Genomic DNA, 14,949 nt, shown 5'->3' with positions numbered 1-14,949 from the left:
CCGACAAGGAGCAACGCGCCGTGGAAGAGCAAGTCTGGCACCCGATCGGCAGCGCAGACCATATTGCCGAAGGCCAAGCCAGCGTGCACGCAGTCGGCGGCTGGCAGGTGCTGCTGACGCGCCATGAAGACGCGATCGTGGCCGTCAACGACCGCTGCACCCACGCCGCCGCGCGCCTTTCCACCGGCCGCATCCGCCGCGGCGCGCTGATGTGCCCGCTTCACGGCGCGCGGTTCGACCTGGCTGACGGCCACTGCATCGGCGGCGCCTATCCGGCGCTGCGCCGCTTCCCCGTGCGCGAAAGCGATGGCGTGGTAGAAGTCGCCGTGCCTGCCACGCCGCCCGGCATGGATGAAATGCCCGTCGATCATTGAGGGCTTCGGCTGGTCGCTGAAACCCTCAACCCTCGCGATCAGCCCTTGAACACCCCATGCCGCCGGCCAAAGGCGTGGAACAGGTCGGGCCAGGCATGCGCCGGCACGGTTTGCGGCAGGCGCGCGCCAAAGCCGTGGCCGCCTTGGTCAAAGCCGTGGAATTCGCACGGCCGGGCCTTGGCCAGCAGCGCCTGATACATCACCAGGCTGTTCTGGATCGGCACCAGGCCATCGTCAGAGGCGGCGGTCAGGAACGTGGGCGGCGTATCGGCGCCCACCCGCTGTTCCACCGAGCCTGCCCGCGCGGCCGCCGCCGGGGCGCCGGGACCCAGCAGGTTGTCGCGCGAACCGGCGTGGACGAATGTCTCGCTCAAGGTGATCACCGGATAGATCAGCCCGGCGAGGTCAGGCCGCGCCGAAAGCGCGTCGGCCGCGTCGCGCGGGGCATAGGTCTGTTCGGCAAAGCGCGTCGCCAGGCTGCCGGCCAGGTGCCCGCCGGCCGAAAAGCCCAGCACTGCCACCCGCGCCGGGTCGATGCCGAATTCGCCGGCGCGATGGCGCACCAGGCGGATGGCGCGCTGCATATCCTGCAAGGGCACCAGGCCGCGATCGCCCCAGCCCTCGCCCGGCAGTCGATAATAGAGGATGAAGCAGGTCACCCCGCGCTGGGTCAGCCAGTTGGCCTGCTCTTCCCCCTCGTTATCGATCGAGAGGAAGCCATAGCCGCCGCCCGGCACCAGGATCACGGCCGAGCCATCCTGATAGGCCGGCCGGCGCACCTCGATCGTGGGCGTGGCCACGCCATAGAGCCAGCGATCGTCGAACGCTGCGCTCTGGCTGCGCTGCTCGATCCGGCGCTTGGGCAAGATGGCCGGAGCGCCCGGCGCGGCACCGGGCCACAGCGGAATTGAGGGGCCGCCATAGTGGATCGCCGTGGGGCCGGCGCTCGCCTTGGGGCTGGCGGCGGCAAGCGCGCCCAGCGTGGCGAGGCCGCCAAGCAAGGCGCGGCGCGAGGGCGCGATCGTGGTGGTCATCGGTCGGTCCTTTCGCTCAGACCAGGCGATTGGTGCGGATGACTTCGCGATACCAGTCCGCGCTCATCTTGGGGGCGCGCTTCTGCGTGGCGAAATCGACGTGGTGGATGCCAAACAGCTTGGTATAGCCATCTTCCCATTCGAAATTGTCCATCAGGCTCCACAGGAAATAGCCCTTCACCGGCAGCCCCTCGCGCGTGGCGCGCTGCAGGTGGGTGAGGTAGTTGCGCAGGTACATCACGCGATCGGCGTCATAGACCTTGCCATCGGCGGCCACGGCATCATCGGCAGAACAGCCGTTTTCGGAAATGTACAGCGCCTTGGGCTTCCACAGGTCGTTGATGGTGCGCAGCCCCCAATACATCACCTCGGGCGTGACATAGAGCCAGGGCGAGGCCATGCGCGGCGACTGCGGCAGGTGCGGCAGGATCTCATAGCCGCCGGGCTTGCTGGCATCGGCGCGCACGGTGTTGCCGGTGTAGATATTGACCGAAACGAAATCGAGCGGGCTGCCGATCGCGGCCATGTCGCCGGCCTGCACTTTGGGCGCGTCCTTGCCCTGCGCGGCCAGGTAGCTGTCGATGTAGCGGCCTTCCATGATGGCGGTGAGGAACATGGCGTTTTCCTCGCGCACCGCGCGCTTGACCGCGTCGATATGCTCGGGCGTTTCCAGCGCAGGCACAAAGATCGTCGCGTTGTCCGCCAGGCCCACCTGCGTGCCGGGGCGGGCATGGGCGCGGATCGCCTGCACGCCCAGGCCATGGGCCAGCACGCCATGGTGGCGCACCTGGTTAACTTCGCCCATCGGCAGCTTGAGGCCGGGCGCCTTGCCCCCGGTCATATAGCTCAGGTCGGTAAAGCAGCGCAGCTCGTTGACCGTCATGACATGCTTGACGCGGTCGGTCAGCTTGCCGGCCATGAACCCGGCATAGTCGGCAAAGGCCAGCGCGGTGTCACGGTTCTGCCAGCCGCCGGGCAGCGCGGCGGGCAGGTCCCAGTGGAACAGCGTGACATGCGGGGTGATGCCGGCGGCCAGCAGGCCATCGACCAGGCGGTTGTAGTAATCCAACCCCTTGGCATTGGGCTTGCCCTTCCCTTCCGGGAAGATGCGCGACCAAGCCGCCGAAAAGCGATAGGCCTTGACGCCCAGTGCCTTCATCAGGGCAATATCCTCGGGATAGCGGTGATAGCTGTCGCACGCCACATCGCCGGTATCGCCGTGGGCAACCTTGCCGGGGGTGTGGGAAAAGATATCCCAGTTGGTGGGCCCTCGCCCGTCTTCCTTCACCGCGCCTTCGATCTGATAGGCTGCGGTGGCGCAGCCCCAGGCAAAATCGGCCGGGAATGCCAGGTCATCGCCCGCGCCCGTCGCGGTGCCGGCCGCAGTTGCGGTTTGTGCCAGCACGGGGTGCGTCCCGCCGATCGATGCGCCCAGGGCGGCCACGCCCAACCCACGGCCCAGATCGCGACGACTGATTCTGCTCATGCTGTCCTCTTCCTTGATAGTGTTCTGGCTTGGTTGTGTTCTGGCGCGAAAGTGTGCGGATCACTGCACCAGATCAGGCCGCCAGGGCCAATGCCAGGGCTGCTGCCAATCGGGCTCGAACCCCCGTATTCTCGGCAATGGTTACGCTATCATTGCCCCTGCTGACAATGCCTGTGTTTGACAAAATCGATTGCTGCGCGCTCGCCGGCCGTGCGCCGCCTGTGCAATCGGCTAGGCGCCGTGGCCCTGCCCCCCGGCTATGGTCGGCGCCAAAGCCATAACGGGAGAGACCCCCATGCCCTTTGCCGGCCCCGCCGAAGATCGCCTGGCCTTGCGCGAACTGCTCGAAACCTATGCCGATGCGGTCACGCGCTGCGATGCCCAGGCCTGGGGGGAAACCTGGGCCGAGGATGCGCAATGGTCGCTGCCCGATTATCCCGAAATTGGCACCACCTGTGGCCGCGCCGCGATCGTGGCGATGTGGGTGGAAGCGATGAAGCATTATCCCGGCATCATGTTCGAAGCCTGGCCCGGCAGCATCGTGGTCGATGGCGATCGCGCCACGCTGCGGTCCTACACTGCTGAGGTCTATGACTGGCCCGATGGCGTGCACCGCGATCGTGGGCAGTATGACGATGAATGCCTCCGCATCGATGGCCGCTGGTATTTCAAGGCGCGCACGTTCCGCAACATCCACCGGCAGATCGCGCCGAAGGGTTTGTAATGCCTATCATTCGCCATCACGCCGGGCTGCGCGCGCTGGTGGCGGTGCGTGGCCATCCGTTTGATCGCACCGGCTTTGATGCCATGTTCCAGGCGATGGACGGCGTCAGCGCGACGATGGTGGACCAGCCCGCCGCCGCCCTGCTGATGAACCCCGATGGCATGGCCGAATTCGACGTGCTGGTGCTCTACGACATGCCCGGCCTCGATTTCGAAGCAGCCGAGCCGCCCGCCATGCTGGCGCCCTCGCCGCAGTTGCAGGCCGGCTTTCGCGCGCTGCTGGAACAGGGCAAGGGCGTGGTGGCGCTGCACCATGCGCTGGCGGCCTGGCCCACCTGGGCCGACTATCATGAATGGCTGGGCGGCCAGTTCCTGTACCGGCCGGCCATGGTGCGCGGCCAACTTGCGCCCGACAGCGGCTATCGCCACGATGTAGCCTATACTGCCCAGACCCATGCCCATCCCGTTACCCACGGAATCCCCACGGAATTTCCTGTGGTGGACGAGCTTTATCTGGCGCAGGTCTTTGCCGATGAGGTGGTGCCGCTGCTCACCTGCGATGCGCCGTTCACGCGCGATCACTTCTGGTCGGCAGACCTTGCCGTGCGCGGCACGATGTTTGCCAACCACGGCTGGGACCATCCGCCCGCCCCACCGCTGATCGGCTGGGCCAAGCAAGCGCTGGCCAGCCGGCTGGTCTATCTCCAGCCCGGCGATGGCCCCGGCGCATGGAACAGCGCGCCCTATCGCACCCTGCTGGAAAACGCGATGCGCTGGGTGGCGCACCAGGACCTGCGTTGAGCCAATATATACTACGTCACCCCGGACTTGATCCGGGGTCCGCTTCTTAGTCACTGGCACAACGCCTTGAAAAACAAGCGTCACCCCGGGTCAAGCCCGGGGTAACAGTGGTGAAAAGGACCTCAGCGCGCGGTCATCCCGCCGTCCACCACGAACTCTGCGCCGGTGATATAGCGTGCCTCGTCCGACGCGAGGAACAGGTTCATGTTAGCGATATCTTCGGGCGCGCCCATATAGCCCATCGGCACCAGGCCCATCACCGCGTCATAGTTGGCGGCATTGTCTTCCAGCGCCACGCCCTGGATATTGGTGGCGATCATGCCCGGATGCACCGTGTTGCAGCGGATGCCGTCGGTGGCCCCTTCCAGTGCGACAACCTTGGAAAACAGCCGCACCCCGCCCTTGCTGGCGGCATAGGCGGCGCAGCCTGGCACGCCGATCAGGCCGGCGACCGAGGAGATATTGATGATCGACCCGCCGCGCGCGCGGCCATCGGCGCCCGGGCGGCGCATCATCACGAACGCGCGCTGCGTGCCCTGGAACACGCTGTTGAGGTTCACGTCGTTCTGCCGCAGCCAATCGGCCGTGGTCACCTTGTCAAACTCGCCCAGCACGGCGATACCGGCATTGTTGACGATAATGTCGAGCGCCCCATCGGCGGCATCGATCGCGGCGATCACCCGGTCCCAATCGGCTTCCGAGGTCACGTCATGCGCCAGCGCCGTGGCCACCCCGCCGGCATCGCGGATCGATTGCGCCACCTGTTCCGCGCCGGCCAGATCGCGATCGGTGACATAGACCCGCGCGCCTTCCTGGGCAAAGCGGATGGCCGTGGCACTGCCCAGCCCGGGCACCGATGCCCCGCCGGTAACGAGGGCGATCTTGCCTTCCAAGCGCTTCATGCTGTTTCCTTTCTTGTGCGACCTTGGCAGGGGCCGGGACCAGGCGCGGCCCGATCCCGACCGGCCATCAGAACTTGAAACCGATCGTGCCGCCATAGGTGCGCGGTTCGAGCGCCATGCCGAATGACCACAGCCCCGCCACGGTAAAGGCATGGGTGGTGGTGCGGATATCGGCAAGGTTGCGCCCGAACACGCGCAGATAGGCATCAGTCTTGTTGATCTTGAAATTGAGCGTCAGGCTGGCATCGACCAGATCCTGGGTCACCGTACGCACGCGCGCATCGTTGCCGCTCACGATCTGGCCGGGCGTGCCGAGCGCCGTGGTGCCCGCCGCGCTCGATGCGATCGAGATCTGCTCGTCATAGGGGCTGATGTGCCGCCACGACAGCGAGCTGACCACGCTGCCGAAATCGGTGGGGACGGTATAGTCGCCGCTGATCGAGCCCGAGAACGTGGGCGCATAGATCAGGCGGTTGGCGGTGTAATCGAACGGCGTGATCGTGGTACCGACCAGGCCGCCCACCACGAAGCGGCGGAAGTGCGACTGCATCAGCGCGGCCGAGGCCGTGATCTTGAAGTTGGAGCTGACGCGCAGCGAGCCGTCGAACTCGATCCCCTTGATCAGCGCGCCGCCCGGCACGTTGCTGGTGATCGTCTGGTTGCCGGTGGAGCAGGCGCACGGGATCGTCGTGTTCTGCTGCATGTTCTTGTAATCAGAGATATAGCCGGCCAGGTTGATGTTCAGGCGGTGATCGAACAGATCAAGCTTGGCACCCACTTCATAGGAATCGAGCGTTTCGGGCTGGAACGGCCGGGTGGCATAGTTCGCGTCGCCCGCGCGCGGGCTGAACCCGCCGGAACGATACCCGCGCGACCAGCTGGCATAGAACATCGCATCGGAATTGGGGCGATAGTCGATGCCCACCTTGGGCGTGAACTTGGAGAAGTTGGCCGAACCGGGCGGGAATGGCGCCCCGAGGAAGCCATTGGCCAGGTACTTGTAATCGTGCGACCAGCGCCCGCCGAACGAGAGGCGTACCTTGTCGATGATCGCCCAGTTGAAATCGGCAAAGGCGGCATAGCTTTCCGACTTGGCGTTTTCGATCTGCGGCGCCGGGTCAAACGTGCACGGCGGGGTGTTGGGCGAAAAGCCGAACACGCGCGAGCACTGCTTGAAATCATACTTGCTGTTGAAATAGAACCCGCCGATCACATAGTCCAAACCCTGGATCAGGTTGCCGGCGGCGCGCAGTTCCTGGCTCCACTGCGTGTAGTTCTGGATGCGATCGACGTAATAGAGATCGGTGGACGAACCGTCGAAATCCTGGGTCTGCCGCTCGGCACTGTGGCGCCAGCCAGTGATCGAGGTCAACTTAACGCTGCCCAGGTTATAGTTCATTTCCAGCGTGGCATCGGGGGCGTGATAGGTGCTGAGCGCCGGCTGGCCGAACGTGGTATAGAGATCGGTGGTGGTGTTGCGGTTGCATTCTTGCGCCGGCTCGAACGCGCAGAACACTTCGCCGGTCTTGGCCAGGTTGCTCACCACCGGCACGAACGACTGGATCACGTTCTCGATAGTGAACTGCGCGGTAAAATCGGAATCGGCCGGCTTGAACAGGATCGTGCCGCCAAAGCTGTCACCCTTGGACGCGCCGTCAGAACGGTTGTAGGTGGCATTGTGATAGAAACCATCGCTCTGGTTGTGGAAGTACCACAGCTTGAGGCCCAGGGTTTCGCCATTGCCGAAATTGCCGATCGCCTTGCCCGACCAGGTATTCCAGCGACCATAGGTGAACTCGGCCTTCATGCCCGCGGTCATGGTCGGCTTGCTGCGCGTGATATTGACCACGCCGCCGATGGTATTGGCGCCAAACAGCGTGCCCTGCGGCCCGCGCAGCACTTCGATCTGGGCAATATCGAACGCGTCCTGCAACTGGCCGGTGTTGGTGCCGATGGTCACGCCATCGACGACCACGCCGACCGTCGGCGTCTGGCTCTTTTCGATGTCGGCATAGGTCAACCCGCGGATAGACAGGTTGGCCGCCTGGGCACCGGAATTCTGCTGGGTGATCAGCAGGCCGGGCGCCGCGCCCTGCAGATCGCCGATGTTCACCGCGGCCTTGTTTTCCAGCATCGCGGCATTGACCGCGGTGATCGCCACCGGCGTGGTCTGCAGCGATTCCGCGCGGCGGCGGGCGGTCACGATGATGGCGTTGGTGTCTTGCGAGACGGCGCTATCGGCCTGCGGGGCAGCATCGGCCGCCGGCGCTTGCGGCGCAGGCGCCCCTTCGGCCAAGGCCAGCCCGGGGAACAGCGGCACGCTGACCCCGGCCAGAAGCACGCACGCAGCACGATTGGCAAAGCAGCCTTTCATCCTCTCACTCCCCCAGTATCTTTATCCCGCAGGGTTCTTGCCCCTTGATGATGGGAACCTATGCCGGGGAGGGCACGCACACCTACTGCAACAAATCATAGGTGCTTGCCCCGGGGTTTGGGCCAAGCTGCAAGCACATGATCGGGGCTGGCCAAGGCAGCCCCGCCGGATTGGGAGAGCAATGATGAACCCCCTGGAAAATCGCCGTTTCCTGTTGCAACGGCGCCCACACGGCACACCACAGCGCGATGACTTCCACCTGGAAACCGGCGCCGTGCCAGCTGCCCCGCAAGGCGGCATGGTAGTGCGCAACCATTTCATCTCGCTCGATCCGGCGCAGCGCGGATGGATGGACGATGCGCCCAGCTATATGCCGCCGATCGCGCTGGGCGATGCCGTGCGCGCCACCACGGTGGGTCGGGTGCACGAGTCGCGCAATCCCGATTTCGCGGTGGGCGACTGGGTGCTGGGCCTTAACGCGATCGAGGATTATTCGGTGGTCACCCCCGGCGGCTTCACCAGCAAGATCGACGTGTCGATCGTCGATAGCCCCTCGCGCTATCTCTCGGCCGTGGGCGCGGTGGGCCTGACGGCCTATTTCGGGCTTACCGATGCAGCGGCACCGCGCGCTGGAGAAACCCTTCTGGTTACAGGTGCAGCCGGGGCAGTGGGATCGATGGTGGGTCAGATCGGCAAGATCCTGGGCCTTAGGGTCATCGGCATTGCCGGCGGCGCGGAAAAGTGCCGCCGCCTGGTGCAGGACTACAGCTTTGACATGGCAATCGACTACAAGGACGCGCACGGGGCCAAGCCGGTCGACGCCCTCTCGGCCGAAATTGCCGCTGCCGCGCCGCAGGGGGTGGATATCCTGTTTGAGAACGTCGGCGGCGATGTGATGGATGCGGTGCTGATGAACCTGGCGCTGCATGCCCGCGTGGTGCTGTGCGGGTTGATCAGCGAATACAACGCCCCGGAAACGATCGGCATTCGCAACCTGTGGCAGGTGATCGTGAAACAGGCGACGATCAAGGGTTTCCTGATCGCCGGCTATGTCCCCCGCTTTGCCGAAGGCGGCGCGGCCGTGGCGCAATGGATCGGCGAAGGGCGCCTGCGCGTGGACGAGGATATCCAGCATGGCCTGGAAAACGCCTATGACGCATTCATGCGCCTGTTCACTGGCGCCAACACCGGCAAGCTGGTGCTGGCGGTGGAGTGATGGGCGTAAACTCTCTCCCCCTCCTCTTCAGAGGAGGGGGTCGGGGGGTGGTGGAAAGGTAGTGCAAGGCTTCGCACCACCCCCGACCCCTCCTCTGAAGAGGAGGGGAGAAATCGCTTCACCCCCCAAACGCACAATCCCCAAAACCTCAGAACTGCACACGCTTGGTATAGCCGCCATCAATCACCACATTGGTTCCCGTGGTGAAAGACGATGCCGGGCTGGCCAGGAACACCACGGTGCGCGCCACTTCTTCCGGCCCGCCCCAGCGGCCCAGCACGAACTGCGCCTGCGTGGCGGCATAGAGTTCGGGCATGACGCCCTCGATCGCTTCCCAGTTGCCGCCGGGAAAGCGGATCGGGCCCGGTGATACACTGTTGACGCGAATGCCCTTGGCGCCCAGAGCCTGGCTCAGCTGTCCGGCATGCACCAGCAGCGCGCCCTTAAGCGCGTTGTAGCCTTGCGGCACGATGAAGGTTTCCACGCCGGCCGTGCTGGCCGTGACCACGATGCTGCCCTCACCCGAGGCGGCGAGCGCCTCTTCCAGCACCTCCACCCCGATGACCAGGCCCATGATGTCGTAATCCAGGCTCTTTTGCCAATCGCCCGTCGCGCCCGCGCCGCTGGTGGAGATCATCGGCACGAAGATATCGCATCCGCCCAGCGCGTCGCGCGCCTGCGTCAGCCACGCGCGATAGGCATCGTGGCCGCTTTCCATGTCGAATGCGCTGCCAAATACCTTGCCGCCATGCGCGGCCAGCGCGGCGGCGGTTTCGGCCACCTGTTCGGCATTGCGCGAACAGAACGCGACATCGGCGCCTTCTGCGGCGAACAGCTCTACCGTGGCGCGGCCGATGCCCCGGCTGCCGCCGGTGAGGATTACCTTTTTCCCCTTGAGTCCCAGATCCATGTTCTCGTTCCTTTCGGACGCGCACGCCGCGCCATGATAGCAGGATCAAACTGGCGCATCGCCCCGGCCGCGCTCCACTGCCCTTTTGGAGAGGAATGGCCTGCGCGTGCCTGTGTTAGCAAGCGGGCAAACGTCATGCGGGAGAGAGCGATGGGCAGGTTGGACGGCAAGCGCGCCGTGGTTCTGGGCGCGAGCAGCGAAGGCAACATGGGCCAGCACATCGCGCGCCGTTTTCTGGACGAAGGCGCACAGGTTCTGGTCGCCGGGCGCAAGGAAAGCGTGCTCGCCGATTTTGCCAGTGCCCATGCGTGCCACTGGGCGGCGTGCGACATCACCAGCCCGGAAAGCCTTGCCGCGATGGCCGATGCGGCGGTTGGCGCGATGGGCGGGGTGGATATTGCCGTCAACGCCACGGGCTGGGGCCTGCTCAAGCCGTTCCTCGATACCACGCGCGACGAACTCGATACCATCACCGCGCTGCAATACATCGGCCCGTTCCAGTTCTACCAGGCGATGATCCGCAAGATGGCGCGCAGCATGGGCGGCCGCGGCGGCAGCCTGATCCAGATCAGCAGCGCCACGGCCACGATCATGCTCAACGATCACGCCGCCTACATGGGCACCAAGGCCGGCACCGACCACGTGGTGCGCTGCGTCGCGCACGAATTTGGTGAGGAAGGCATCCGCGCCAATTCGATCTCGCCGGGCCTCACCGAAACGCCGATGACCGCGCAGGCCAAGGCCGTGCCCGGCCTGTTCGACAGCTTCCTGGCGGGCTATCCGCTGGGCCGCATCGGCACGAGCGACGATATCGCCGCCGCCGCCGTGTTCCTGGCCAGCGACGAATGCTTCATGACCGGGGAAAACCTCCAGGTAAACGGCGGCCTTACCTTGCGGCGCAACCCCACCCGCGTGGAAATGGCCGCGGCCATGGCCAAGGGCGGCTGAAAAAGACCGCCCGCTGCCATCTGGTTTCGCTCGGTGTGCTGCGCTAGGCAGGCCTGATGCAAGCAAGCCATGATGACGACGCGCCCGGAACCTGGACCGCGCAAGGGGCCAACCACGCCACGCGGGCGCAACGGATAACCGGTGTCGTTGCCATCGTGCTGCTGGCGCTGGCTGGCCTGTGGACCTTGCGGATGTTCCTGCCCGCGCTGGGCTGGGGCGTCATCCTGGCGGTCTCGCTTTGGCCGCTCCACGTTACAGCGGCGCAGCGCTGGCCACGCGGGCAGAAGCTGGTCTTGCCTGCGGTGTTCACCCTGCTGGTGCTGCTGGTGTTTGTCATCCCGCTGGTCATGGTCGCCGCCGCCGTGGCGCACGACAGCATGGCCGTGACGCAGTGGCTGGCGCAGGCCCATGCCCAGGGCGTGCCGGTGCCCGATTTCGTGGCGCACCTGCCCTATGGCGATCACCTGGTCGCCTGGTGGCAGCAGACCCTGGCCACGCCCGAGGCGATCGATCGCCTGTCGATGCAGGCACACAAGCTGCATTTTACGTCGGGCGAAAAGATCCTGGGCCTGGTCGCGCATCGCGTGCTGCTGGTCAGCTTCATGCTGCTGACGCTGTTCTTCCTGATGCGCGATGGCGCGCGTGTGGCCCATGCCTTGCGCATCGGCACGCGCCGCGCCTTTGGCGAACTGGGCCTGCGCGTGGCCGATCAGGCGGTGCTGGCGGTGCGCGGCACGGTCAATGGCCTGATCATCATCGGCTTTGGCGAAGGCGTGTTGATGGGCCTGGCCTATGGCTTTGCCGGAGTGGACCATGCCGCGCTACTCGGCCTGCTCACCGCACTGCTGTCGGCCATTCCGCTCGGCGCGGTGGCGGCGGTGGTCCTCGCCGCTGCCCTGCTCGCCGCGGCCGGCAAGGCGGCGGCGGCGGTGATCGTGCTGGTCTTTGGCGGCGTGGTGATCTTCGTGGCCGATCACTTCGTGCGGCCGGTGTTCATCGGCGGGGCCACGCGGCTGCCGTTCCTGTGGGTGCTGCTGGCCATCCTGGGCGGGATCGAAACCTGGGGCCTGATCGGGCTGGTGATCGGGCCGGCGCTGATTGCTGTGCTGATGCTGCTGTGGCGCGAATGGGTTGGCGCGCACCAGGGCCCGCTTAACCCGGCGCCGGAAGCGTCTCTGCCGCAATGATCTGGGCGATCTGCGCGCGCAGCTGATCCTTGCGCACCTTGCCCGCCGCCGTGCGCGGCAGGGCAGGGATCGTTTCAAAGCGTTCGGGAATCTTCTGCCGCGCCAGGCCACTGGCCGCCACGTGCGCGGCCAGATCAGCCGCCGCCACAGCGCCCCGCGCCACGATGAACGCGCAGACCCCCTCGCCCAGCCGGGCATGGGGCATGGCCACCACCGCGCAATCGGCCACGGCCGGGTGCATTGCCAGCACCTGCTCGATCTCGGTCGCGGAGATGTTTTCGCCGCCGCGAATGATCAGGTCTTTCTTGCGCCCGGTCACGGTGATCGCGCCGGCGGCGTCGCGCACGCCCAGGTCTCCGGTGCGGAAAAAGCCCTGCGCGTCGATGGCCTTGGCGGTTTCGGCCACGTCGGTATAGCCGATCATCATCGCCGGCCCGCGTGCCAGGATTTCGCCCTCGCGCCCATCGGGCAGATCGTTGCCGGCGTCATCGACAATGCGCACGGCATAGTCGACGATGCGCCCATCGGTCTGCGCCGCGCGCGCAGGGTCATCGGGCCAGCCAAAGCTGACCAGCGGCACTTCGGAACTGCCGAACACGCGAAACGGCGCGCAGCGGGCAAAGGCGGATCGCGCCTGAACGATCACTTCGGGCGCGACGGCGGCGCCGCCACAGGCAAAGAAACGGAACGTGGGCAGGGTCTCGCCCGCCCCGCGCGCGGCAGCGGCCAGTTCCACCAGGAACGGCGTGGCCGCCACCGTGCCAACCACGCCATGCCGCGCGATCAGGGCCAAAGCCTCCTGCGCGTTCCAGCTTTCCATTAGCACCGTGCAGGTGCCCATCACCAGCGGCATTTCCAGGCCATTGGCAAAGCCCGACACATGCGTGACCGGCGATGGCATCAGCACCGCCTCGCCCGGTTTCAGCCCCCAGAACGCCCCGCTCTGGCCGATTACCCGGCCCAGCGTGGCGTGGCTGTGCAGCACGCCCTTGGGCCGCCCCGTGGTGCCCGAGGTATAGAGCACCATCTTCACCGCCATGGGATCGACCGCCACCCGTGCATCCGGCAGGCTGCGCCCGGCCGCCACCAGGCTGGCAAGATCGTCAGGCCCCTCGCCGCGCACGGTGAACACATGCGCCAGCGCGGGCAGATCGGCCTGCACCCGGGCGGCCATGGCGGCATGGTCCACCTTGCGGAACACCGTGGGCACGAACAGCGCGCGGGCCACGGCATCGCCCAGCATCACGCGCATTTCGGCGTCGCGATAGATCGGCACGATCGGGTTGACCACAAGCCCGGCGATCACGCAGGCTAGGTTCAGCACCGCCGCCTCGCGCCAGTTGGGCAGCTGGAACGCCACCACATCGCCCGGCACCAGGCCCCGGGCGCGCAGCGACGCGGCCAACGCTAGGGCATCGGCCCACAGCGCCGCAAACGTCAGCGCGCCGGCGTCATCAATGATGCACGGATCATCGGGCCGCGTGGCCGCCAGATCAGCGGCGCGATCGGCTATCGTCTGATGCGGCCACAGCCCGTCGCGCACGAACGGCGCCTGGTGCGCGGCCGGAACGGCGGGCCAAGACTGGGCAGGTTCACGCGCTGATTCGCCGCTGTCGTTCATCATCCTCGTCGCCTAGCCCGTTTTTACGCTTGTTCGCCGGTTAGCGGGCGCCTGTCCACTTGGCCAAAATGCGAGGAACCTGTCACCTGTCCCAGCTTGGCAAGGCGATCTGCCTGCGGCAGCTTTGGCTATTAGCGACACAAGCAAAACAGGCAGGAGAGGCCGCAGATGAGCAATGAACGGGCCGAGCGGCGCCAGCGGATCGGCGATATTGCCGAGATCATGCTGGATTACGTCGAGCACAACAGCACCTACCAGGCCCAGCAGGTGGCGCGCGTCCGCACCGCCACCTATACCGATCCCGATCAGTGGAAGGCCGAGATGGAACTGGTGTTCCGCCGCGTGCCGCTGATGCTGGCCTTCACCGCCGAACTGCCCGAGCCGGGCAATTACAAGGCGATGGACGCGATGGGCCTGCCCGTGCTGATCGTGCGCGACAAGGCGGGAGAAGTGCGCGCGTTCCTCAACGTCTGCTCGCATCGCGGCGCGCCGGTCGCTTCCGAAGGGCACGGCAAGTGCGCCCGCTTCACCTGCAAGTACCACGGCTGGACCTATGGCCAGGATGGCAAGCTGCTGGGCGTGTCGGAAAGCGCCAACTTTGGCGATGTCGACAAGGCCGGCCTCGCCCTGCGCGCGCTGCCTTGCGAGGAGCGCGCGGGGATGATCTTCGTGGCGCTCACGCCCAATGCCCCGCTCGATCTCGATGACTATTTCCAGGGCTTTCTCGAGGATTTCGACAATGTCGGCTTTGCCGACTGGGCCTATCTCGGCAGCCGCACGATCGAGGGCGCCAACTGGAAGATCGCGTTCGACGGCTATCTCGAAGGCTATCACTTCGCCTCGCTGCACCCCGCCACGATCGAGCCGCGCACGCCATCGAACCGCATGTTCTACGAAGGCTTCGGCCCCTCGATGCGCATCGGCTTTCCCCAGCACCGCATTGCCGAGGCGCTGAAAGACGTGCCACGCGAGGATTGGGGCGACCAGGAAAACAACGGCTTTGATTTCGTGCGCATCCTGTTCCCCAATGTCTCGGCGTTCCTCGCGCCCGAAATTACCCAGGTGGCCCAGCTGTTCCCCGGGCCGACGCCCGATCGCAACCGCACCGTGCTGCACTATCTGCGGCGCGAGCCGATCCGCGACGAGGCCGACCGCGCCGCGGTGGAGCAGATGATCAACTTCTTCCGCGATGTGACCTATCAGGAAGACTATGTGATCGGATTGGAAATCCAGAAAGGGCTGGAAAGCGGCGCGCACGACAACCTGGTGTTCGGCCGCAACGAACGCGGCAACCAGTATTTCCACGAATGGCTCAACTGGTATCTGCAGGATGACGCCACCCTGCCCAAGCCGGTAATGTGAGAGGGCGGCGA

The 14,949-nt window shown here is 65.8% G+C and carries 13 protein-coding genes; 7 read left to right on the top strand and 6 right to left on the bottom strand.

Translation table 11 applies throughout. The features are described 5' to 3' along the window. Positions 1 to 20: 20 nt before the first annotated feature. The gene (locus tag IP65_RS09100) at positions 21 to 374 is read left to right on the top strand and encodes a Rieske (2Fe-2S) protein (RefSeq protein ID WP_054131487.1); all 354 of its coding nucleotides are present in this window, start codon (positions 21 to 23) and stop codon (positions 372 to 374) included. Between the two features lie 38 nt (positions 375 to 412). Here IP65_RS09100 and IP65_RS09095 read toward each other — a convergent pair whose 3' ends face one another. Both IP65_RS09095 and IP65_RS09090 read right to left on the bottom strand, forming a co-directional pair. Next, on the bottom strand, positions 413 to 1,408 hold the full coding sequence (locus IP65_RS09095; RefSeq protein WP_054131486.1) for an alpha/beta hydrolase: 996 nt from the start codon (positions 1,406 to 1,408) through the stop codon (positions 413 to 415). 16 nt (positions 1,409 to 1,424) lie between these two features. Next, positions 1,425 to 2,894, bottom strand: a complete 1,470-nt coding sequence (locus tag IP65_RS09090; RefSeq protein WP_054131485.1) for a GH1 family beta-glucosidase — start codon at positions 2,892 to 2,894, stop codon at positions 1,425 to 1,427. Between the two features lie 295 nt (positions 2,895 to 3,189). Between IP65_RS09090 and IP65_RS09085 the strand changes: the two genes are divergently transcribed. Together IP65_RS09085 and IP65_RS09080 are read left to right on the top strand one after the other, a co-directional pair. Further along, complete coding sequence (locus IP65_RS09085) at positions 3,190 to 3,618, top strand: nuclear transport factor 2 family protein (RefSeq protein ID WP_022677046.1); 429 nt, start codon at positions 3,190 to 3,192, stop codon at positions 3,616 to 3,618. After that, positions 3,618 to 4,418 carry a ThuA domain-containing protein gene (locus IP65_RS09080; protein ID WP_022677047.1) on the top strand — a complete coding sequence of 267 codons (801 nt, stop codon included), beginning with the start codon at positions 3,618 to 3,620 and terminating at the stop codon, positions 4,416 to 4,418. The genes IP65_RS09085 and IP65_RS09080 overlap by 1 nt, the downstream gene beginning before the upstream one ends. A 122-nt stretch (positions 4,419 to 4,540) precedes the next feature. Here the strand turns inward: IP65_RS09080 and IP65_RS09075 are convergent, their stop codons facing one another. Then, positions 4,541 to 5,320 (bottom strand): SDR family NAD(P)-dependent oxidoreductase, encoded by a 780-nt coding sequence (locus tag IP65_RS09075; RefSeq protein ID WP_022677048.1) that lies wholly within the window; start codon positions 5,318 to 5,320, stop codon positions 4,541 to 4,543. 67 nt (positions 5,321 to 5,387) lie between these two features. Continuing rightward, complete coding sequence (locus IP65_RS09070; RefSeq protein WP_231627620.1) at positions 5,388 to 7,661, bottom strand: TonB-dependent receptor; 2,274 nt, start codon at positions 7,659 to 7,661, stop codon at positions 5,388 to 5,390. 217 nt (positions 7,662 to 7,878) lie between these two features. On the opposite strand from IP65_RS09070, the gene IP65_RS09065 reads away from it, so the two are divergent. Next, positions 7,879 to 8,910 carry an NADP-dependent oxidoreductase gene (locus IP65_RS09065; protein ID WP_054131484.1) on the top strand — a complete coding sequence of 344 codons (1,032 nt, stop codon included), beginning with the start codon at positions 7,879 to 7,881 and terminating at the stop codon, positions 8,908 to 8,910. 148 nt (positions 8,911 to 9,058) lie between these two features. Here the strand turns inward: IP65_RS09065 and IP65_RS09060 are convergent, their stop codons facing one another. Further along, positions 9,059 to 9,820, bottom strand: a complete 762-nt coding sequence (locus IP65_RS09060) for an SDR family NAD(P)-dependent oxidoreductase (protein WP_022677051.1) — start codon at positions 9,818 to 9,820, stop codon at positions 9,059 to 9,061. A gap of 150 nt (positions 9,821 to 9,970) precedes the next feature. On the opposite strand from IP65_RS09060, the gene IP65_RS09055 reads away from it, so the two are divergent. Then, entirely contained in the window at positions 9,971 to 10,768 is a 798-nt protein-coding gene (locus IP65_RS09055; protein WP_022677052.1) for an SDR family NAD(P)-dependent oxidoreductase, read from the top strand. A 56-nt stretch (positions 10,769 to 10,824) separates the two neighbouring features. Continuing rightward, on the top strand, positions 10,825 to 11,955 hold the full coding sequence (locus tag IP65_RS09050; protein WP_054131483.1) for an AI-2E family transporter: 1,131 nt from the start codon (positions 10,825 to 10,827) through the stop codon (positions 11,953 to 11,955). Here IP65_RS09050 and IP65_RS09045 read toward each other — a convergent pair. Then, complete coding sequence (locus IP65_RS09045; RefSeq protein ID WP_028658061.1) at positions 11,921 to 13,579, bottom strand: AMP-binding protein; 1,659 nt, start codon at positions 13,577 to 13,579, stop codon at positions 11,921 to 11,923. The two genes, IP65_RS09050 and IP65_RS09045, sit on opposite strands and share 35 nt — an antisense overlap. A 165-nt stretch (positions 13,580 to 13,744) precedes the next feature. Between IP65_RS09045 and IP65_RS09040 the strand changes: the two genes are divergently transcribed. Next, positions 13,745 to 14,938, top strand: coding sequence for an aromatic ring-hydroxylating dioxygenase subunit alpha (locus tag IP65_RS09040; protein WP_022677054.1), 1,194 nt, complete (start codon positions 13,745 to 13,747; stop codon positions 14,936 to 14,938). The last annotated feature ends 11 nt before the right edge of the window (positions 14,939 to 14,949 follow it).

It is taken from the genome of Novosphingobium sp. AAP1, from assembly GCF_001295765.1.
Taxonomy (GTDB): Bacteria; Pseudomonadota; Alphaproteobacteria; order Sphingomonadales; family Sphingomonadaceae; genus Novosphingobium; species Novosphingobium capsulatum.
This window is presented reverse-complemented; position numbering and strand designations above follow the sequence as displayed.